The organism is Musicola paradisiaca NCPPB 2511 (assembly GCF_000400505.1).
GTDB classification, from domain to species: Bacteria; Pseudomonadota; Gammaproteobacteria; order Enterobacterales; family Enterobacteriaceae; genus Musicola; species Musicola paradisiaca.
The window spans coordinates 1,192,793-1,214,338 of the sequence record NZ_CM001857.1; the positions used below are offsets into that span (position 1 = coordinate 1,192,793).

General features: G+C 57.5%; 18 protein-coding genes. 5 read left to right on the forward strand and 13 right to left on the reverse strand.

Translation table 11 applies throughout. The features are described from left to right. Positions 1-61 precede the first annotated feature (61 nt). The 3 genes from DPA2511_RS05395 to tesA all read right to left on the reverse strand — a co-directional run bounded on the left by DPA2511_RS05395 (position 62) and on the right by tesA (position 2,427). Positions 62-922, reverse strand: a complete 861-nt coding sequence (locus tag DPA2511_RS05395; RefSeq protein WP_012764674.1) for a thioredoxin family protein — start codon at positions 920-922, stop codon at positions 62-64. A gap of 63 nt (positions 923-985) precedes the next feature. Beyond that, the gene (locus DPA2511_RS05400) at positions 986-1,762 is read right to left on the reverse strand and encodes an SDR family oxidoreductase (protein ID WP_012764675.1); all 777 of its coding nucleotides are present in this window, start codon (positions 1,760-1,762) and stop codon (positions 986-988) included. A 29-nt stretch (positions 1,763-1,791) separates the two neighbouring features. Then, a complete protein-coding gene (tesA, locus tag DPA2511_RS05405; RefSeq protein WP_194250221.1) occupies positions 1,792-2,427 on the reverse strand; it encodes a multifunctional acyl-CoA thioesterase I/protease I/lysophospholipase L1 in 636 nt (211 codons plus the stop codon). Between tesA and ybbA the strand changes: the two genes are divergently transcribed. Next, positions 2,398-3,084, forward strand: coding sequence for a putative ABC transporter ATP-binding protein YbbA (gene ybbA, locus DPA2511_RS05410; RefSeq protein ID WP_012764677.1), 687 nt, complete (start codon positions 2,398-2,400; stop codon positions 3,082-3,084). The two genes, tesA and ybbA, sit on opposite strands and share 30 nt — an antisense overlap. Continuing rightward, entirely contained in the window at positions 3,081-5,513 is a 2,433-nt protein-coding gene (ybbP, locus tag DPA2511_RS05415) for a putative ABC transporter permease subunit YbbP (RefSeq protein ID WP_012764678.1), read from the forward strand. The genes ybbA and ybbP overlap by 4 nt, the downstream gene beginning before the upstream one ends. Positions 5,514-5,639: 126 nt before the next feature. Here the strand turns inward: ybbP and DPA2511_RS05420 are convergent, their stop codons facing one another. The 8 genes from DPA2511_RS05420 to purM all read right to left on the reverse strand — a co-directional run bounded on the left by DPA2511_RS05420 (position 5,640) and on the right by purM (position 16,342). Continuing rightward, positions 5,640-7,799: a TonB-dependent siderophore receptor gene (locus tag DPA2511_RS05420; protein ID WP_012764679.1), complete on the reverse strand. Its 2,160-nt coding sequence runs from the start codon at positions 7,797-7,799 to the stop codon at positions 5,640-5,642. Continuing rightward, positions 7,789-8,901, reverse strand: coding sequence for an ABC transporter substrate-binding protein (locus tag DPA2511_RS05425; RefSeq protein ID WP_012764680.1), 1,113 nt, complete (start codon positions 8,899-8,901; stop codon positions 7,789-7,791). The genes DPA2511_RS05420 and DPA2511_RS05425 overlap by 11 nt, the downstream gene beginning before the upstream one ends. A gap of 403 nt (positions 8,902-9,304) precedes the next feature. Then, on the reverse strand, positions 9,305-10,315 hold the full coding sequence (mglC, locus tag DPA2511_RS05430; protein ID WP_012764681.1) for a galactose/methyl galactoside ABC transporter permease MglC: 1,011 nt from the start codon (positions 10,313-10,315) through the stop codon (positions 9,305-9,307). Positions 10,316-10,334: 19 nt separating this feature from the next. Beyond that, complete coding sequence (gene mglA, locus DPA2511_RS05435) at positions 10,335-11,855, reverse strand: galactose/methyl galactoside ABC transporter ATP-binding protein MglA (RefSeq protein WP_012764682.1); 1,521 nt, start codon at positions 11,853-11,855, stop codon at positions 10,335-10,337. Positions 11,856-11,976: 121 nt separating this feature from the next. Continuing rightward, entirely contained in the window at positions 11,977-12,972 is a 996-nt protein-coding gene (gene mglB / locus DPA2511_RS05440) for a galactose/glucose ABC transporter substrate-binding protein MglB (RefSeq protein WP_012764683.1), read from the reverse strand. 313 nt (positions 12,973-13,285) lie between these two features. Next, positions 13,286-14,326 carry an HTH-type transcriptional regulator GalS gene (gene galS / locus DPA2511_RS05445; protein WP_012764684.1) on the reverse strand — a complete coding sequence of 347 codons (1,041 nt, stop codon included), beginning with the start codon at positions 14,324-14,326 and terminating at the stop codon, positions 13,286-13,288. 340 nt (positions 14,327-14,666) lie between these two features. After that, a complete protein-coding gene (purN, locus tag DPA2511_RS05450; RefSeq protein ID WP_012764685.1) occupies positions 14,667-15,305 on the reverse strand; it encodes a phosphoribosylglycinamide formyltransferase in 639 nt (212 codons plus the stop codon). Next, positions 15,305-16,342, reverse strand: a complete 1,038-nt coding sequence (gene purM / locus DPA2511_RS05455; protein ID WP_012764686.1) for a phosphoribosylformylglycinamidine cyclo-ligase — start codon at positions 16,340-16,342, stop codon at positions 15,305-15,307. Before purM ends, purN begins: the two co-directional genes overlap by 1 nt. Positions 16,343-16,573: 231 nt before the next feature. Here purM and upp point away from each other — a divergent pair, with 231 nt between their 5' ends. The 3 genes from upp to hda all read left to right on the forward strand — a co-directional run bounded on the left by upp (position 16,574) and on the right by hda (position 19,584). Next, positions 16,574-17,200, forward strand: a complete 627-nt coding sequence (gene upp / locus DPA2511_RS05460) for a uracil phosphoribosyltransferase (protein ID WP_012764687.1) — start codon at positions 16,574-16,576, stop codon at positions 17,198-17,200. Between the two features lie 275 nt (positions 17,201-17,475). Then, complete coding sequence (gene uraA / locus DPA2511_RS05465; protein WP_012764688.1) at positions 17,476-18,765, forward strand: uracil permease; 1,290 nt, start codon at positions 17,476-17,478, stop codon at positions 18,763-18,765. A 111-nt stretch (positions 18,766-18,876) separates the two neighbouring features. Continuing rightward, the gene (gene hda, locus DPA2511_RS05470) at positions 18,877-19,584 is read left to right on the forward strand and encodes a DnaA inactivator Hda (protein WP_012764689.1); all 708 of its coding nucleotides are present in this window, start codon (positions 18,877-18,879) and stop codon (positions 19,582-19,584) included. Positions 19,585-19,611: 27 nt separating this feature from the next. On the opposite strand, the gene arsC is transcribed toward hda, so the two are convergent. Both arsC and bepA read right to left on the reverse strand, forming a co-directional pair. Next, complete coding sequence (arsC, locus tag DPA2511_RS05475; RefSeq protein WP_012764690.1) at positions 19,612-19,968, reverse strand: arsenate reductase (glutaredoxin); 357 nt, start codon at positions 19,966-19,968, stop codon at positions 19,612-19,614. 16 nt (positions 19,969-19,984) lie between these two features. Then, the gene (gene bepA / locus DPA2511_RS05480) at positions 19,985-21,451 is read right to left on the reverse strand and encodes a beta-barrel assembly-enhancing protease (protein WP_012764691.1); all 1,467 of its coding nucleotides are present in this window, start codon (positions 21,449-21,451) and stop codon (positions 19,985-19,987) included. Between the last annotated feature and the right edge of the window lie 95 nt (positions 21,452-21,546).

Here is a 21,546-nt window from a genome sequence, read left to right on the forward strand (position 1 = left end):
GGGGCACCATCACCATAGACACGAGCCCGGCGGATGCCGGGCTCGTGCAGAGGATTAAGGCTCAATACAGCAGAGAGTACAACTGGCGGCGATAGCGGGCTGCCAGCGCATCGCCGGTGCCGAGTGCGGCCATGATATCCATCAGTGTTTTGCGTACTGCGCCGTCGGCGGCGCTCAGGTCTGTTTTCAACAGCCCCATCAGCAATTCCAGCGCTTCTTCGTTTCTGCCTACCTGATGCAATTGCAGACCGAGCTGCACCACCAGTTCGGCATTTTGCGGATCGGCGTCCAATCGTTGCTGCAACTGTTGAATTTCCGGAGTATCGGCAGCCTGACGCATCAGTTCGATCTGCGCGACCAGCCCGTGGTAGCGGGTGTCCTGATCCTGCAATGGGATGGCGGCCAGCACGGCCTCGGCGTCATCCGCCCGGTTGAGCTGGATTTGCACTTCCGCCAGCAGCAGCGCGATGTCGCTGCGCTTAGGCGCCAGCGCCCAGGCGTCTTTCAGCAGCGTCAAGGCTTCCGGCAGTTGATTTTCCTGAATATGCTGTTGTGCTTCCGCCAGCTTCACGTCTTCAGGTTTCGGTAAAACCTGCTGCAACAGATCGCGGATGACCTCTTCCGGCTGCGGCCCCTGGAAACCGTCGACCGGTTGCCCATCCTTGAACAGGTAAACGGTGGGGATGGCGCGCAAACCAAACTGTGCCGCCACGCGCTGCTCGATGTCGCAGTTCACTTTGGCCAGAACGAACTGACCTGCATATTCCGCAGCCAGTTTGTCCAGCATCGGCCCCAACTGCTGGCAGTGGGCGCTGCGATCAGACCAGAAGTAGAACATGATCGGGGCGCTCATGGACTGTTCCAGCACCTGATGCAGGTTAGTTTCATTGATATCAATCACGTTGGCGTGTTGTTCTAGCATGTTGTTCTCTCTTCACCATTTTCAGGTGTAATGGGGGCAGAAACGCTCCGGTTCAAGCCTTTTTCAGGATTTTGTCCGCAACAGGTAATCCAGCGCGCAGCCGGGCAAGACCCGGCGTAGTACGCTCATGGCGTGGGCGACCACGGTGACAGGGTAGCGCAGGCGCGGCCGCGGGCTTTCCAGTGCGTGCAACAACTTGGGCAGCACGGCTTCCGGCGGCAGGGTAAAGCGCCGGGCGATACCGGGGTTAGTCACCGGTTTTTCCTGGCGGGTCTGGCTGACGTTGTCGGTAAACCGGGTGGTCAGCGGGCCGGGTTCAATCAGGGAAACGCGGATGCCGCTGCCGTGCAGTTCCATCCGCAGTGCGTCGGACCAGGCTTCCAGCGCGTATTTGCTGGCCGCGTAGGCGCCGCGGCCGGGCGTGGAGATCAACCCCATCACGGAACTGGTCTGGATGATGCGGCCTTCGCCATGCGGCAGCATGGCCGGCAGCAGCAGTTGGGTCAGTTGGTGCGTGCCGAACAGATTACTGGAAAACTGTTGTTCCAGTTGCCGCCGGGTGATGGTGCTCAGCGGGCCGTACAGGCCATAGCCGGCGTTATTAAACAATCCGTACAGCCGGTTGCCTGTCAGGGCGATCACGGCAGCAGCCGCCTGCTTGACGCTGGCGCTGTTATCTAAATCCAGATCGATCCCTTCAAAACCCAGTGTATTCATGCGCGCCACATCTTCGGGGCGGCGGCAGGCCGCCAACACGCGATAACCGCGTTGTTGCAGATACTGGGCGGCAATCAGTCCTATGCCGCTGGAGCAGCCGGTAATCAAAACCGCTTTTTGCATAACTTTACCTAACTAAAAAGCTCTAAATATCAAGAGTCGTGGTTAACTAACGGTTCAAGCTGTCTGGCCATCCAATCGGCGATGAACGGCTGGGCATCGCGTGTTGGGTGGATCCCGTCATCCTGCATCCATTCCGGCTTCAGATAGACCTGCTCCATGAAAAACGGCAGCAGAGGAATCGAAAATTGTTGGGCCAGACGCGGATAAACGGCGCTGAACGTTTCGGTATAACGTCGACCATAGTTGCTTGGCAAGCGGATTTGCATCAGTAGCGGTTCGGCGTTGGCCGTTTTGATCCGCGCAATGATGTTGCTGAGATCCCGCTCCAGATTTTGCGGGGGAAAGCCTCGCAGCCCGTCGTTGCCGCCAAGTTCGATCAGCACCCAACGCGGCTGATGCTGGTTCAACAGTGCAGGCAGCCGAGCCAGCCCCTGGGCAGCGGTATCGCCGCTGATGCTGGCGTTGACCACCTGAATATCCGGCGTATGGGCGCGCCAGCGATCGTTGAGCAATTCCGGCCACGCCTGATTGCCCGCCATCCGGTATCCCGCGCTCAGGCTATCGCCCAGCACCAGCAGGGTGTCCGTCGCCAGCGCACGTAAACTGAACAGGCACAGAAACAGAGAGACAACCAGATGCCAGCGGAAAACATTCTTGAAGTTCATCATCTTAGTAAGCACGTTGGTCAAGGGGAACATCAGCTCTCCATCCTTACCGGAGTTGAGCTGGTTGTCAAACCTGCTCAGACCCTTGCGCTGGTGGGCGAGTCCGGTTCCGGCAAGTCCACGCTGTTGGGCATTTTGGCCGGCCTGGATGATGGCAGCGGCGGCGAGGTTTCGCTGTTGGGGCAGCGGTTGGATCGGCTGGATGAGGAAGGCCGCGCGGCGTTGCGGGCGCGGGACGTGGGGTTTGTTTTTCAATCATTCATGTTGGTGCCGACGCTGACGGCGCTGGAGAATGTGCAATTGCCTGCGCTGCTGCGCGGTGAAAGCGACACACAGAGCCGGCAACAGGCGGAACAATTCTTGCAACAACTGGGTTTGGGGGAACGGCTGACGCATCTGCCCGCGCAGCTTTCCGGCGGCGAGCAGCAGCGGGTCGCGCTGGCGCGCGCCTTCAGCGGCCGCCCTCGTTTGCTGTTCGCCGACGAACCGACCGGCAATCTGGATCGCCATACCGGCGATCGCATCGCCGATCTGCTGTTTTCCCTGAATCGCGATTTCGCCACCACCCTGATTCTGGTGACTCATGACGAGCGTCTGGCGCTGCGTTGCGAGCGTCGGCTACGGCTGCGGGACGGCCAGTTATGGGAGGATGCATGATTTGGCGTTGGTTCTGGCGGGAATGGCGATCGCCGTCGTTGTTGATTGTCTGGGTGGCGCTGACGCTATCGGTAGCGTGCGTTCTGGCGTTGGGGACGCTCAGCGATCGGATGGACAAGGGCCTCAGCCAGCAGAGTCGGGATTTTCTGGCGGGCGACCGGGTGTTGCGCGCCGCCCGGCCGGTGGATGAATTGTGGTTGCAACAAGCCGGGCAGCAGGGGCTGACGGTCAGCCGGCAAGTGTCGTTCATGACCATGACCTATGCCGGCGACAATGCGCAACTGGCGCAGGTGAAAGCCGCCGACGAGCGTTATCCCTTGTACGGCGAATTGCAGACCCGGCCCGCCGGGCTGCGGGCGTCGGCCGGTCACGCGCTGGTGGCGCCGCGCCTGCTGGCGCTGCTGAATCTGAAAGTCGGCGACCATCTGGACGTGGGCGATACCACGCTGCGTATCGCCGGCGAGCTGGTGCAAGAGCCGGACGCCGGGTTTAATCCGTTCGATACTGCGCCGCGCGTGCTGATCAGCATGGCGGATGTGGAAAAAACCGGCGCGGTGCAACCCGGCGGACGTATCACCTGGCGCTATATGTTCGCCGGCGACGCCCGGCAGATTGCCCGCTTCGGCGATATCGTCACGCCGCAGTTGAAACCGGATCAGCGCTGGTATGGCGTGGAGGATTCACAAAATGCGCTGGGGAAAACCCTACAGCGGGCCCAACAGTTTTTGTTGCTGTCGGCCTTGCTGACGCTGTTGTTGTCGGTGGCGGCGGTCGCCGTGGCGATGGGGCACTATTGCCGTAGTCGCTACGATCTGGTGGCTATTCTCAAAACGTTGGGCGCCGGCAGGCAGGCGCTGCGCAAACTGATCGTCGGCCAGTGGCTGTCGTTGCTGCTGTTTTCCGGGGTATGCGGCAGTGTGTTGGGGCTGGCGGGTGAAGCGGTATTGATGACGTTGCTGGCACCGGTGCTGCCTGCGGCCCTGCCTGCTGCAGGGCTGTGGCCGTGGGGATGGGCGCTGGGGTCGCTGGTGCTGATTTCCTTGCTGGTGGGCTGGCGGCCGTATCGTTTGCTGCTGGCGACGCAGCCGTTGCGGGTGCTGCGCCAGGATGTGACGGCACGGGGTTGGCCGTTGCGCTATTACCTGCCGACGGCGGTCGGGGTGGTGATTGCGCTGTTGGCGGCGATCTCCGGCGGCGGCGCGCTGTTGTGGTCATTATTGGGGGGCGTGCTGGCGGTATCTGCGCTGCTGGCGGCGATTGGCTGGGGCGGCCTGCTGCTGTTGCGGCGGCTGACGCTCAAACGGCTGGCGTTACGGCTGGCTGTCAATCGTCTGCTGCGCCAGCCCTGGGAGACGCTGGGCCAGCTGGCGGCTTTTTCGCTGTCGTTTATGCTGCTGGCGCTGTTGCTGCTATTGCGGGGCGATCTGCTGGAGCGCTGGCAGCAGCAATTGCCGCCGGGCAGCCCCAACTATTTCGTCTTGAATATCGCGCCGGAACAGGTGGCGCCGGTACAGGCATTTTTGGCCGAACACCAGGTCGCGCCGCAAACCTTCTACCCGATTATTCGCGCGCGGCTGACTGAAATTAACGGCCGGAAATCTACGGATGTGATCCGTGAAAACGACCCCGGCGGCGAGACGGTCAATCGTGAACTGAACCTGACCTGGCTGGCGACGCTGCCGGCGCATAATCCACTGCTGGCCGGCGCTTGGCCGCCTAAACCCGGCGAAGTGTCTATCGAGCAGGGCGTAGCCAAGCGTCTGGGGGTGAATATCGGCGATACCCTGACGTTTACCGGCGATACCCAGCCGTTCAGCGCGCGGGTTTCCAGCCTTAGACAAGTGGACTGGGAGAGCCTGCGCCCTAACTTCTTTTTCATCTTTCCCCCAGGCGATCTGGCTGCTCAGCCGCAATCCTTCCTGACCAGCTTTCGCCACGACGGCGGCGATAATCTGATAGCCCAATTGAACCGCCAGTTTCCGACGCTGACGGTGTTGGACGTCGGCGCCATCCTGAAACAGATTGGCCAGGTGTTGCAGCAGGTCGGTCTGGCGCTGGAAGTGATGGTGGTTCTGGTGATCGTCTGCGGCGCGTTGCTGCTGCTGGCGCAGATTCAGGTGGGAATGCGGCAACGTCGCCAGGAACTGCTGGTGTACCGCACGTTGGGCGCCAGCCATCGTTTGCTGCGCGGCACCCTGTGGTGGGAGTTCGCGGTGCTGGGGCTGGCGGCCGGCGTGGCGGCGGCGATCGGCGCGGAGGTGGCATTATGGTTGCTGCAGCGCCGGGTATTTGATTTCCCCTGGCAGCCTAACGGGTGGCTGTGGGTCGGTCTACCGCCGTTGGCGGCGCTGTTGTTGTCGCTATGCGGCGGCTGGCTGGGGTTGCGCCTGCTGCGCGGCAGAGCGCTGTTCCGCCAGTACAACGCCTGATTTGTCGACACATAAATGGCCTTGATGTTGATTCCGGATCCTTCGCGGCGGTGTGGTTAGCCGATACGAGGGTGATAAGGACACGAAGGATGCGCAGCCCGGAGGCAGGCTGCGCGGTTTTGGGGATCAGAAGTTGACGCTGGCGCGCAGCACCACTTCTCGCGGATCGCCGATGGCGACGCGCAGGTTGTTGCCGCTCGACGGGTAGTAAGTCTTGTCGAACAGGTTTTTGACGTTGAGCTGCCATTTCACCTTGTAACCGTTGAGCGGCAGACTGTAGGCGACGAAAGCATCGGCTACCGTATAGTCGTCAAGGTAAAAGCTATTGGCGGCATCGCCGGGACGACGGCCGACATAGCGTGCGCCCACGCCTGCCCGCAGATTGTCGCCGGCATGCAGGCCGGGCGCGCCGAAGTCGTTGGTCAGGAATAGCGATGCAGTGTGGCGCGCCACGTTAGCCATTTCGTTGCCCTGATTGTCCGGATCGGATGTGACGCGGGCATCGGTAAAGGCGTAGGAACCTATGACGCTCAGGCTGTTGGTCAGTTTGCCGGACATATCCAGTTCAATGCCTTGGGAGCGCACTTTCCCCGCCGTGCGGGTCACGGTTTCGCCGGCGATCAATTCGCTGACCATCACGTTGCGTTTTTGAATGTCGAACAATGCCAGGTTGGCGGTGACGCGGTTTGGCAGATCTAACTTGGCGCCGACTTCATACGACCGGCCGACCTCCGGCGCCATGGCGCCGATCTGGCTGGCGATGGAGACATTGGGTTTGAAGGATTCGCTGTAGCTGCTGTACAGCGACAGACTCTGCGTCAGGTTGTAGACCACGCCGGCACGCGGAATTAAACGGCTGTCGGCGCTGTCGGTATTGGTGATGAAGGGGCGTCCTTTGCCTGCCATGACGTCGAAATGGTCATAGCGCAGGCCGCCCAGCAGCAGCCAGTGTTCGTTCAAGCGAACGGCATCCTGAACAAACACGCCGGTGCTGTCGACGTTTTCACGCTGGTCGCTGTCCGCCGCGCTGATAGTGGTGGAAGCCGGCTGCAAGCCGTAAACCGGATTATAGACATCGAAGCTGTAACGCCGGGTGCTGCGCAACATGTCGCCGCGGTAGGTGCGATCCGCCTCGTGATCAACGCCCAGCAGCAGCTGGTGGTTGATGCGGCCCCAGTCAATATCGCCGTTCAGCGTCATCTGTACGCTTTGCGACTGGCTGCGCGCGTCGGCGGTGGCGTCGGCCTGACGGGTCAGAATGCCGGTATTGGCGTTAAAGGCGGTGGCGCGGGCCTGATTGTCGTTGTAGGTATTGCGGCTATAGGTGTAATTCAGCCCGGTTTTCCAGCGGTCGTTGAGTGAATGATCGAGCTGGAACGTCAGGGTGTCCTGATCGCCGCGGGTGGCGTTGTAGGTTTCGTCAAAACGGCGTTCGCGCGGTGTATTGACCGGTTTGCCGGTGCGGCTGTCAATGACGGTGCCGCGGTCAAATGGCGTCAGGTATTCCATGTGTTCCCAGGCGACGCGCACCGTGGTGTTATCGCCGTACCACATCAATGATGGCGCGACGGTGGTCTGGCGGTTTCGACCGAAGTTGCGCCAGTAGTCGGTTTCGTCGTGGTCGACGATCATGCGGTAGGCGAGCCCGGAGGTGCCCAGCGGCCCGGTGACGTCCAACTGCCCGCCGCCGCCGTTGTAGCTGCTGTTCCAGCCTTCGAGGTGCGTCTTCTGCACCAGTTCCGGTTTTTTGCTGATGATATTGATCATGCCGCCGGGTTCTCCCCAGCCGTAAAGCATCGACGCTGGGCCTTTCAGTACCTCTACCCGTTCGGTCGTCGGTGTGACGTTGCGTGCCTGAATGGAGCGGATGCCGTCGCGCAGAATGGAGCCGTCCCGGTTATCGCCGAAGCCGCGTTTCATCACGGCGTCCTGCGTACCGCCCAGTGTATTGGCCTGCGTGATGCCGCTGACGTTGTACAAGGCTTCGTCGAGGCTTCTGGCCGCCTGATCGTCCAGCACTTGTTTCTGCACCACGTTGACCGCCTGCGGTACATCCAGCAGACGGCTGTTGGTGCGAGTACCGGTAGTGGTGGTGTGGGGCTGATAGCCGGTGTTGTCCTGGCTGCCGACGGCCGGCGTACTGGCGCTAACGACCAGCGTATCCTCTTGTTTTTTCTCTGCCTTGGCCGTAGCGGCTGCGGTTTGTTCCGTGGTGGTGGCCGCGTGCGGGCTGAACGGCAGCAGCGCCAGCAGCGGCCAGCCTTTACGCCAGAGGTTATTGTTCATGTGTGAGTTGACTCCAATAGGTCCCTGAAAAATCAATGGATAAAAATTGCTGATAAATCTGTTGCAGCGTCAGTTGCGGATCCAGATCGCGGAATAACTCCGGGTAGAGCGCTTTGGCGAACATCTCCACCATCACTACGTGATAAGGGCTGAGATAGAAGTTGTGCCACATGCTCCAGGCACGGCCGGTATTGACGGCGGAAAGGTGCGACAGCAGCGGTTCCTGACGAAGCAGCGTGGAGAAGCTGTCCTGTGCCTGCTGGGGTGAAACATCCGGGCCGAGCATCAGATCCGACAGGCGCTTGCCCTCCGGCCCGGCCATGCCGGTGGCGATGTAGACGTCCGGGCGGGCGGCCAGCGCTTGTTCGGGGCTCAGTTCGCCATAAACGCCGCGCACCGAACCCGCAGCAATGTTGTCGCCGCCGGCGAAAGCCAGTAGTTCGCCCAGATTACCGTTGACCGCGGTGGTGCAGCAGGTGTCCCGACGGCCAAGATGCAGATGCAGCATCACCCTGGTCTTGCGCCCCTGATGTTGGCTGAGCCGCTGGCGCACGGTATCCATATGTTGCTGGTAGAACTGGATAAAAGCGTCGGCGCGCGTTTGCCGATTGAGCACCTCGCCCAGCAGTTTCAGGCTGGGGACGGTGTTTTTCAGCAGATCGATGCGCAGGTCGACATAGATAAACGGAATACCTGCTTGGGTCAGCGCCTGCTGAATACCCTGCTCATTGTCGGAGCCTTTCGCCAATCGCGGCAGGATCACCAGATCCGGTTTCAGCGGCAGCAACGTTTCTGCATTAACGGTGTTCAGATTGCCGTTTCCCAATTGCGGGATGTGGGCGATGTCGGGATATTTGGCGACGTAACGCCCCCAGCTTTGCGCATCGTAGCGCGCCAGATCGCCAGGCCACCCCACAATGCGTTGCGCCGGATTACCGGGTTCCAGCAGCGCCAGCGTATACAGCATGCGGCTTTCGCCCAGAATGATGCGCTGCGGGTTATCCGGAATAGCAACCTGACGGCCCTGCATATCCGTGACGATTTTGGCGTGGGTCAGCGCACTAAAAAACAACAAGGTAAAAAAGGTAATGATGACGCGCATAACGAATTCCCGTAAAAATCACGCAGGGAAAAATAATAATAATTATTTCTATTTGCAATATTTGTGTGGCGTTATTACGAAGGGTGAAAAATAAAAATGTTTTTTTTCAATTTGATAAATGGATTTTTGTAAATAATTAAAGCCAGTCAATCTACTGGCAGCGGGGATAGGGGAACGTCAAACGGCGGTCATGCTGTAACCGGCATTGTTATTTCTGGCTGTTGGACGTGTTCCCGCCGCTACGCGCCTGGTGGTTTTCTGTGGGGGGAGTCATCCGGGCAGTGGATGCTGACAAGGCGAGAGGCAAGCGCTGGAGTTTGGTGCGCGGGCGGCCAGAGATGTTATCCCTGCAGCCGCCCTGTGAGCCCCGGCTTTTGCGAATACACGTAAGCCGGGTAGGGAGTTATTTCTTGCGGGCGTACTTCAGGGAGTCCAGGGCAACGGCGAAAATGATGATGCCGCCTTTGATAATGTACTGCCAGTAAGGGCTAACGCCGATGTAAGTCAGGCCGTAGTTGATCAGGGTGAAGATGATAACCCCGGTCACGACACCGGCAACCGTACCCACGCCACCGGCAAAAGACACGCCGCCGACCACACACGCGGCGATGGCGTCAAGTTCGTACATAAAGCCCAGGTTGTTGGTGGCGCTACCGATACGGCCGGCTTCCAGCATACCGCCGAAGGCATAGAACACGCCGGACAGCATGTACACCCAAATCAGGTTCAACGACACGTTCACACCAGACACTTTGGCGGCTTCCGGATTACCGCCGATAGCGAAGATGTTTTTACCAAAGCGGGTTTTATTCCACAAAATCCACACGAACAGCGACGCAATCGCTGCATAGAACGTGATGTAGGACAGTTTGAAATCGCCGAAGTGCACAAAGCCCTGTGCAAAAGTGGAGAAACGGTCGTCAAAGCCGGCGATCGGGGAAGCCCCCACGATGTCGTAGTACAGTGAGTTGATACCGTAAACGATGATCATCGTACCCAATGTGGTGATGAACGGCGTCACTTTCAGGTAGGCGATGATAAGACCGTTGACCAGACCAATTACTGCACCGATAGCACAGACGATCAGAATAACCAGCGGGATCGGCATGGTTTCCAGGTGTGGGAACACTTTGTTGGTGTTGTCCATCGCCTGTAACAGCGTGGCGGCAACCACGGCGGCGAGGCCGACCTGGCGACCTGCTGACAGGTCGGTACCCTGCGTGACGATAAGCCCGGCTACGCCAAGCGCGATGATCACGCGCACCGAAGACTGGGTAAGAATGTTACTCAGGTTGGTAAGGCTGAGGAAGGTGGGGTCCTGGATAATAATAATCACCAGCAGTACCAGCAGTACGGCGTAAATGCCACTGTCTTTCAGCCAGGTGAGCGCACTTTTTTTAGTTGTAGCTTTCATGGTAACAGCCCTTGCATCATTAAAGGTGTAACGACGCTAAACGGAGAATTTCGTTCTGCGTGGTGTTCTTGGTTTCGACAATGCCTGACACCAGGCCGTTGCTCATCACCAGAATTCGATCGGTAATGCCAAGCAGTTCCGGCATTTCGGACGAGATGATGATGATGCCTTTGCCTTTACGAGCCAGTTCGGCAATCAGCTGATAAATCTCGAATTTCGCGCCCACGTCAATACCGCGGGTCGGTTCGTCGAGCATCAGGATCTCCGGCTGGGTCAGCAGCCAACGCCCGATGATGACTTTTTGTTGGTTGCCGCCGGAGAGTGAACCGATAGGGGTATGGTGCCCTGGGGTTTTTACCCGCATGGAATCGATAACCCACTGCACGTCGCTTTTCATGCGGGAGTTATCCAACAGCCCAATGCTGTTTTTATATTTGTTGATGTTGGAAATCAGCGAATTAAAGCCGACATCCAGATAGGCATAAATCCCGGTGGAACGCCGTTCTTCCGTCACCAATGCAAAACCGTTGTTGATGGCTTCATTGGCGGAATGGTTGTTGACTTGCTTGCCGCGCAACGTGATGGTGCCGCTGAGTTTTTCGCGGATACCGAACAGGGTTTCGACGATATCGGTACGTTTGGCGCCGACCAGACCTGCAATCCCCAGAATCTCGCCCTGGCGCAGGTCAAACGACACATCGCGGATAGACGGTTGACGCATTGAGGTCAAACCGCGTACTTCCAGCATCACGTCACCGGGGGTGTTGGTTTTCTCCGGGAAACGCTGGGTCAGCGAGCGGCCCACCATCATGGCGATGATCTGATCCATATTCAGGCCTTCGAGCGGCTGCGTCGCGACCCACTGACCATCACGCAGGACGGTGATTTCATCGCACAACTGGAAGATCTCTTCCATTTTGTGGGAGATATAAACAATGCCGCAGCCCCGGTCTTTCAGCTTACGGATGATAGTGAACAGATGGTTCACCTCTTTTTCCGTCAGTGACGAGGTGGGCTCGTCCATGATGACGATTTTGGCATTGTAGGAAAATGCTTTGGCGATCTCGATCATCTGCATCTGCGACACGGACAGTGTGGCCACTTTGTCGCGCGGATCGATATCGATATCCAGTTCATCGAAAATGGCTTTGGTGTCGCGATACATTTTTTCCTGATCGACGAACAACCCTTTTTTGGGATAACGGCCGAGCCACATGTTATCCATGACTGAGCGTTGCAAAACCAGGTTCAATTCCTGATGCACCATGGATACGCCGTTCTCCAGCGCTTCTTTCGCGCTTTTGAAATCGATCTCCTGCCCTTGGAATTGAATGCTACCGGTATCTTTCTGATAAATGCCGAACAGACATTTCAGTAGCGTCGATTTTCCTGCGCCGTTTTCTCCCATCAGGGCATGGATAGAGTGGGGGCGCACCTTCAGGTTGACATTATCCAATGCCTTTACACCGGGAAACGACTTACTGATATTGGTCATCTCCAGCAGGAATTCGCGCTGAGTGGTTAGAGTATCACTGGTCATATTTTACCTGGTCGAAATAATTACCTGGCTAAAACGTTGCCAGACTGAACATGACTGTCTGGCTGAAAAAACCGGTCGTTCAAACAGTGACGGGCGCAGCGGTTGCTGCGCCCTGACAAGATTACTTCGTGAATTGCGCCAGGTTGTCTTTATCAACCGGCACGTAAGGTACACGCACTACTTTATTTTCAATTTTGAAGTTGGTGCCTTCAGCGGCCGGTTTGCCCAACGCCAGGTTTTTCGCCAGATCGATAGTGGCTTTGGCCTGGTTGTCGGCGTCATTCAGCACGGTACCTGCCAGTGCACCGGATTTGATCAGCGACAGGGCTTCCGGCAGCGCGTCAACGCCGAATACCGGAATGCTGCTCTTGTTATGCGCTTTCAGCGCTTCGACAGCACCCATTGCCATGGCGTCGTTGTTGGCAATCAGCACTTCAATCTTGTCGGCGTTAGGACCAGACATCCAGGCGTCAACCTTGTCTTTCGCCATCGCGGTATCCCACATGGCGGTATCCATCTGCAATTGCTGAACCTTAATGCCGTCTTTGGTCAGGGTATCCACCACGTATTTGGTACGGGCTTCGGCATCCGGATGGCCCGGTTCGCCTTTGAGCAGGGCGTACTGGATAACGCCGTCTTTGTTCAGATCCCAGGATGGGTTGGCTTTCCAGTGTTTGGTGATCAACTGACCCTGAATGATGCCGGATTCTTTGGAATCAGTACCGACATAGTAGGCTTTATCATAGCTGGCCAGCACTTTTGCGTTCGGTTCTTTGTTGAAGAACACCACCGGTACATCGGCCGCTTTCGCTTTCTGTACCACAATGGCCGCGGCAGCCGGGTCAACCAGGTTGATAGCCAGTGCTTTCACGCCTTTGGCCAGCAGGACATCGACCTGATCGTTTTGTTTGGACTGGTCGTTCTGCGAGTCATTCATCAGCAGTTCGACGCCACCCAGGGCTTTGGCTTCTTTTTCAATATCTTTACGTACCATCGACATGAAATTATCGTCGTATTTGTAGATGGTGACGCCGATACGGGTATCCGCAGCATGGGCCATTGAACCGAACATCATGCTGGCGACCAGCGTTGCGAGAGTTAACACCTTCTTATTCATGATATCTCCGGGTTTATGCAGGGTAGTTTTTTGTCGCGCCGTTCCGTCAGCACCGGAATGGGTTGACTATCGGTTAAGTAAGCATCGGCCTGAACGAACGAGATGAAAACGTTGCGCTTAAGCCGACCGGTTTTCAGGCATTGCCTAAGATAAAACCTGATTCCCTGTTCAGTAACGCTTCCCTGACGGTGAGTGTGAACGTTTTCGCAGAACTGTCCGGTACCGCATTCCCCGAAATCTGCTCCGCAGGATGTGCCCATCATAGGGATTGCAATGTTAATTAACTGTGAATTTACTCACAGATTGAAAGCGGTTACATCATGGATGTTGCTGAATCAGTGACTGGCCCCACATTTTGGCAGGCCGCTACCGAGTGGCGTCGAACCAAGGTCGGCATAAAGCAATGGCGGGCTAATGGATCGAGTTGCCCGGCAGCACCTTTTAGCGCCAGTTCTGTCGCGATTTTCGCCATGGAGACAATCGGGTAGCGGATGGTGGTCAGCCGCGGATCGGTATAGCGTGAAATGGGAATGTCATCGAACCCAATTACGGAGAACTGCGTCGGTACTTCAATTCCGTTATCTTTCAACGCCGTCAGCGCACCTGCCGCCATACTGTCGTTGTAGGCAAATACGGCGCTGAGTTGCTGGTTGCGGCCCAGCAATTCCACCATCGCCGCCTCTCCGCCTTGCAGGTCGGGCTCTCCGTTGGCAATCCACTCATCCGCCGGGGTCATGCCTTGTTCCATCATGGCCTGTTTCCAGCCGGTCTGTCGCAGTATGACGTCTTCGATCGGATGGCTGGAGCGAAGATAGCCGATGCGTCTATGCCCTTGTTGCAGCAACATGCGGGTCGCCATCATGGCGCCGCTGATGTTGTCCAGACAGACGCAGCGATGGTCATAGCCTGCCAGGTTACGGTTGATCAACACCATGCCCGGCACTTGATCCATAAACATGCTCAGCTCATCGTCCGATAGCGCCTTGGCATGGACGATCAGCGCGTTACAGCGCTGGCGGATCAACACTTCGATTGCGTGTCGTTCCTTCTCTTCCTGATGGTAGGAGTTATTGATAAGTACGTGTTTTTGTAACCGCTGAGCAATGGTATCAACCGCTTTCACCATGGCGCCGAAAAACGGGTCGGACACGTCCATCACCACCACGCCGATCGTGTCGCTGATCTGCGTCGCCAGTGCCTGTGCATTGGCGTTTGGCCGGTAGCCTAACCGCTCCACGGTTTGAAGAACCAGATCGCGCGTTTGCGGTGTCACTGAGTTGCTGTTGTTAAGCACGCGGGACACGGTGGCGATGGATACGCCTGCCTGACGCGCGACATCACGAATGGTTATCATCAATACTCACCACAGAGGTAAAGGTTGTCCTGACCGCACCCCGAAGAGGGGGGGGTGACGCCATTCTGTCAGGGGGCAGGGCATTGCTGCGTGAGTCTCGTCACAGCATTGAAAGCGCTTACATACAATTTTATAACCTTTGTGATGAAGGTCATTATCCAGATGGCGACGGCATGCAGCGTGGGCATCACAACGAAAAACGATGGCGAAGCGAGATGACAGGCTGCGAGTGCAATGGCTGTCCGGTTGAGTTTCGGAGATGGGCGGGAAAATCAGGAGATGGCGGTTCTGAGTTTTCCCGCTAGCGGTTGGCTAAGACGGTAGCGGTGAACGTTGGCGGTTATTCGGCGGCATAGCCGGCGGCGGGAAGCGCAACGCCGTCCAGCCAGGCGCGGTTATCACGTAAAGCCAGCCGGTTATTCAGGTACCAGCTCACCACCAACGGGTAAATGCTGTGTTCCTGCGCTTGCACTCGTTCCTGTACATCCTGCTCGCTGTCTTCCGGGAAAATCGGCACCCTGGCTTGCAGGATGACTGGGCCGCCATCCAGCTCTTCGGTAACGAAATGGACGGAAGTGCCGTGCTCGCTATCGCCATTTTCCAGCGCTTTGCGGTGAGTATGCAGGCCCGGATATTTCGGCAACAGGGATGGATGGATGTTGAGCATTTTGCCAGAAAACCGGCGGACAAACGCCTCACTGAGGATACGCATGTAACCTGCCAGCACCACCACATCAGGTTGATGGCGAGCGATTTCTTCCGCCAGCGCAGCGTCAAAATCGGCACGGCTGGCGAAGTTGGACGGCAGCAATGCTTGGGCCGGAATACCTGCTTCTTGCGCCCGAACCAAGCCGTAAGCATCAGGGTTGTTGCTTAATACCGCCGCAATACGCCCTTTGAGCCTGCCATCCTGACAGGCGTCGAGCAACGCCTGCAGATTGCTTCCCTGGCCTGATATTAAAACTACGATATTTTTCATTACCGGATGACCACTGTCTCTCCGTTGTCGGTGCGGCTAATCACACCGATTTTCCACGCGCTCTCGCCGTTCTGATTGAGATGTGCAATGGCGGTTTCCGCTTGTGCGGCGGGCAGCGCGATGATCATGCCGACGCCGCAGTTAAACGTGCGGTACATTTCGTGGCGGCTAACGTTGCCGGCCTGCTGCAACCACTGGAATACCGACGGCCATTGCCAACTGGCTTCATCGATAGTGGCCTGCATACCTTCCGGCAATACGCGCGGAATGTTTTCCCAGAAGCCGCCGCCGGTCAGGTGAGAGATGGCGTGCACATCGACATTCTCAATCAAAGACAGTATCGATTTGACGTAGATCTTGGTCGGAGCCAGCAGGTGGTCGGCCAGTGGTTTGCCGTCTAATTGTGTTTGTTCTGGGTTGGTGCCGCTAACCTCAAGGATTTTGCGGATCAGCGAGTAACCATTGGAGTGTGGGCCGCTGGAGGCCAGCGCGATCAGCGCGTCGCCTTCCTGTACTTGACTGCCGTCGATGATTTCCGATTTCTCGACCACGCCGACGCAGAACCCCGCGACGTCATAATCCTCGCCGTGGTACATGCCGGGCATTTCAGCCGTTTCGCCGCCGACCAGCGCGCAGCCGGACTGTTTACAACCTTCAGCGATGCCGGTGATGACGCGGCTTGCGGTATCCACATCCAGCTTGCCGGTGGCGTAGTAATCCAGGAAGAACAGCGGCTCGGCGCCTTGCACCACCAGATCATTGACGCACATGGCCACCAGATCGATGCCAATCGTATCGTGACGCTGCAGATCCATCGCCAGACGCAGCTTGGTGCCGACACCGTCCGTACCGGAAACCAGTACCGGTTCGCGGTATTTCTGCGGTAAGGCGCACAGGGCACCGAAACCGCCCAGACCACCCATGACTTCCGGGCGGCGGGTCTGTTTCACCACACCTTTAATACGGTCTACCAATGCATTGCCTGCATCAATATCCACGCCTGCGTCTTTATAGCTGAGAGAGGTTTTATCGGTCACTGCGGAGTCCCCACGGAGGTTACGATTGGTTGAAAAAATCGAGCGCGCACATTCTAGCAGCGTAAGCAAACGTTTGCGAGTGATGTATTCGCGGCCTGCGCGTTTTGCCGGCAACGGAGAATTTCTGTAATAGCTTGATCTGGATCAGCGTCGATCATATAGCCGCAAGACGAAAAAGCGGTATAATCCCGCGATTTTTTTGGCCGTCCTATGCCGAAGGGGAGAAAAGTGATGAAGATCGTCGAGGTGAAACACCCGCTCGTCAAACATAAACTGGGCCTGATGCGTGAGCATGATATCAGCACCAAGCGTTTTCGTGAGCTGGCGTCTGAAGTAGGTAGCTTGTTGACTTATGAAGCCACTGCCGATCTGGCGACTGAGAAAGTGACGATTGAAGGCTGGTGCGGGCCGGTAGAAGTCGATCAAATCAAAGGCAAAAAAATTACCGTCGTGCCGATCCTGCGTGCCGGGCTGGGCATGATGGAAGGCGTGCTGGAGAACGTACCCAGCGCGCGCATCAGCGTTGTCGGGATGTATCGCGACGAAACCACACTGGAGCCGGTTCCCTATTTTCAGAAGCTGGCTTCCAATATTGATGAGCGCATGGCGCTGGTGGTGGATCCGATGCTGGCGACCGGCGGTTCGATGATCGCGACTATCGATCTGTTGAAGAAAGCCGGGTGCCGCAGCATCAAGATTCTGGTGTTGGTCGCGGCCCCAGAAGGGATCGCCGCGCTGGAGAAAGCGCATCCGGATGTGGAGCTTTATACCGCAGCCATCGACAAAGGGCTTAATGAACACGGTTACATCATGCCGGGTCTGGGCGATGCCGGCGATAAGCTCTTTGGTACCAAGTAAGCCATTAAGCCGACCTTAGCGTCGGCTTTTTTTTGGAATGGATTTCCCTCCGACGGCCGTCGGGAACAGCGGCGGCGTAGTCCAGTCGAACAGACAATATCGTAATGCAGGGAAACGACGTCTATTGGGCGTGGTTGCTCCGGCTGTCGGCTGTCTGGCGTTCGGGGCGGCGGCTGGCCAGGGACGAAGGTTTTTTTCGCGTCGGCGAGGCCGGCGCGGTTTTCTGCCGGGAACGCCGGTATTTCACAGACAGTAAACTTACAGAGGAAAATGAGATGACTCGTCGCGCCATCGGGGTACATGAACGGTTGCCGCTGTTGCAGACCATCCCGCTGAGCTTTCAACACTTGTTCGCTATGTTCGGCGCTACCGTGCTGGTGCCGATTCTGTTCAAGGTGAACCCGGCTACGGTACTGCTGTTCAATGGTATCGGTACCCTGCTTTATTTGTTCATCTGCAAAGGCAAGATTCCGGCATATCTGGGCTCGAGCTTCGCGTTTATCTCCCCGGTGTTACTGCTGTTGCCGCAAGGATACGAAGTGGCGTTAGGCGGCTTTATCATGTGCGGCCTGGTGTTCTGTCTGGTGGCGCTGGTGGTGCATAAGGCGGGAACCGGCTGGTTGAATGTGATCTTCCCGCCGGCGGCGATGGGCGCGATTGTGGCGGTTATCGGGCTGGAATTGGCCGGGGTGGCGGCCAATATGGCCGGCCTGACGCCGGCTGCCGGCGTTGAAATGGATACCAAAACCGTGACGGTGTCGCTGGTGACGCTGGCGGTGACGGTACTGGGCTCGGTATTGTTTCGTGGCTTTCTGGCGATTATCCCGATTTTGATCGGCGTGCTGGTGGGTTACGCCTTCGCGTTTTTCATGGGCATGGTGGATCTGGCGCCGATCGCCCAGGCGCATTGGTTTGCACTGCCGACCTTTTATACGCCGCGTTTTGAGTGGGTCGCTATGCTGACCATTCTGCCCGCCGCGTTGGTGGTGATTGCCGAACACATTGGTCATCTGGTGGTAACTGCCAATATCGTGAAAAAGGATCTGGTGCGTGACCCGGGCCTGCACCGTTCGCTGTTCGCCAACGGTATTTCCACCATCCTTTCCGGTTTCTTCGGCTCCACGCCGAATACCACCTACGGCGAAAACATCGGCGTACTGGCGATCACCAAGGTTTACAGTACCTGGGTGATCGGCGGCGCGGCGCTTATCGCCATTTTGCTGTCCTGCGTCGGCAAACTGGCTGCGGCGATTCAGGCGGTGCCGGTGCCGGTGATGGGCGGTGTGTCTTTGCTGCTGTACGGCGTTATCGGCGCCTCCGGCATCCGCGTTTTGATCGAATCCAAAGTGGATTACAACAAGGCGCAGAACCTGATCCTGACATCGGTGATTCTGATTATCGGCGTCAGCGGCGCCAAGATTCACTTAGGTGTGGTTGAACTGAAAGGTATGGCGCTGGCGACGGTCGTTGGTGTGTTCCTTAGCCTGTTGTTTCGCATTATCAGCCTGTTCCGTAAAGAAGAAGAGGTGATTGACCCGCCGGATAATGACGGCGCAGTACGTTGACATTGCGGATACCGTCCGCTGCATTGCGCGGCGGACGGTGCGGTCGCCGGGTTCAACCGGCGATGCGTTCTGTGGTAGACTGACGCAGTTTTCCTGCCTGTTTGGTTTGAGGTGCTTCTGAATACGCCGGCACAGCTTTCATTGCCACTCTATCTACCGGATGACGAAACGTTCGACAGTTTCTATCCGGGTGAAAACACGTCTTTGCTGGCAGCCATCCATCATGCGTTAAATCAGACGCATGGCAGTTATCTCTATTTTTGGTCTCGTCAGGGCGGCGGCCGTAGCCACCTGCTCCATGCCGCTTGTGCTGAATGCTCGCGTACTGGTGAAGCGGTAGGGTACGTTCCGCTGGATAAGCGCGCCTATTTTGTGCCGGAAGTGTTGGATGGCATGGAGCAGCTGGCATTGGTGTGCATCGATAATATCGAGTCGATAGCCGGCGACGAACAGTGGGAACTGTCGATGTTCAACCTGTATAACCGCATTCAGGAGAGCGGGCGAACCCGGCTGTTGATCACCGGCGATCGACCACCACGCCAGCTTAATCTGCATCTAGCTGATTTGGCCTCGCGTCTGGACTGGGGGCAGATTTACCGTCTGCAGCCGTTATCCGATGAGGAAAAAGGCGAAGCGCTGCAATTACGCGCCCGGTTGCGGGGGTTCGAACTGCCGGAAGACGTGAGCCGCTTTCTGCTCAAACGCCTCGACAGGGAGATGCGGACGCTGTTTACGACGCTGGATCAGCTCGACCGCGCTTCCATCACCGCTCAGCGCAAGCTGACGATTCCCTTCGTCAAAGAGATCCTTGGTCTATAAGGATTTTTACTACAACGCACCGCACCGTTACAGGATTTCCAGCACGCTTTCCGGCGGGCGGCCGATACGCGCCTGCTGGCCGACAACGACGATCGGTCGTTCGATCAGTTTGGGGTGTTGCACCATAGCATCGATCAACTGCGTTTCGGTCAGCGCGTTATCGGCCAGCTTAAGCTCGCGGTACAGATCTTCTTTCTGGCGCATCAAATCGCGTGCGCTGTGAAACCCCAGCTGTTTGATGAGTGCAGTCAGCGTCGCTGCGTCCGGCGGTGTTTCCAGATACAGAATGATCTCGGGCTCGATGTCCTGCTGCTTCAGCAGCGCCAGCGTTTCCCGGCTTTTGGTGCAGCGTGGGTTGTGGTAAATGACGATGTGCTTGTTCATGTGGGTCTGCCTTGCGTCAGGATTTTTCATAAGGGCGGAAGCGTTGTTGCAGCGCTCGCAACTGGTCGATGCGGGCGTCGTAGCGCGCTTGATCCATACTGCCGAGCTTGCTTTGGGAACTGGCGTTGCTCAGCAGGCGGATGGCCTGATCCAGCTTGCCGCCGAGCGCCAGACTTTCCGCTCTGGCCGCCAACTCTTCGCCGCGCGAGCCCTGAGCGGCGGAAGCCTGTGCCAACAGATCCCAGCCGTTCGGGTCATCCGGATGGGCGTAGGTATATTTGCGCAGTAGTTTTACGGCGTCTGCCGAGTGCTGTCCTTCGACATAGGCGTTGGCCAGGTTGATTTGCAACACCGGGCTGTCTTGCGCGTCCGGCACTTTCTGCAGGCGGGCGATCGCCTGGGCGGCACGCTGTTGACCGAGATCGATATCGGTCATCAGATCGAGAAACCAGGGATTATCCGGGGATTTATCCAGCAGCGGCTGAAGCGTGGTTCGCGCGTCGTCATATTTCTTGTTCTGATAGGCACGAATCGCCCGGCCGTACTGAGCCGCCTGCTGTTCACGCACATTGCCTTTAGCCCAGTTGTCCAGCAAGGTCGCGGTATAGGGGCTGTCCGACGTGCTGTACATTCCCATGGCGCGAATGCGGGCGAAATAGAAATCCGGCGATGACTGTACCGGGGAGGATTTCATCTGGTTGGCGCGGTTGCGCGCATCCGCCAGCCGACTTTCCGGCAAGGGGTGCGTCAGCAGCATTTCCGGCGGTTTGGTGGCGTAGCGGGTGAGATCCGCCAGTCGTTGCAGAAAATTGGGCATCGCCTGCGGATCGAAACCGGCACGCTGCAATACCTGGATCCCGATGCGATCCGCTTCCTGTTCATTCGATTGGGTAAAACTGATGATGCCCTGCTGGGCGCCGGCAAGGGTGCCGCTCAGCGCGGCGATCCCGGCCTGAGGATTGGCCATAGCCAATAGCAGTGAGCCCAACGCGCCGGCCCAGGTTAATGGCGCGCTGCTTTTCTGTGCCTCCATGGCACGGGCCAGATGGCGCTGAGTGACGTGAGAGATTTCGTGCGCCAGCACCGACGCCAGTTCGCTTTCATTTTCAACGTAACGGAACAACCCGGAATGCAGTACGACATTGCCGCCGAAAAAAGCAAAGGCGTTGATTTCGTCATTGTTGACCAGGAAAAAGTGGAACGGTGTGCGCACGGAGTCCGCGGATTTGACCAGCCGCCCACCCAGGCGATTGACGTACTGCAACAGCAGTGGGTCATTAATCAGCGGCGCCCCGGATCGCAATTGGCGTACATAGAAATCGCCCATCACCATTTCCTGACCGATGCTGAGCGTGCCGCCGGCCGTAGTGCCGATGTCCGGCAGGCCATTGTCCTGCGCTTGTGCGGCGGTGGCGGCAAGGTTTCCGGCCAGCAGCATTCCCACCAGAATGGAGATGACCGTTTTAGAGAGCCGATGAGACATAACGGATACAACCTTCTGAACAGCCAGAGAGAAATGAGCATCATCTTAGCCAGCGTGGGCACACAATGAAACACGCAGCGGGAAAAAGCAGGGTT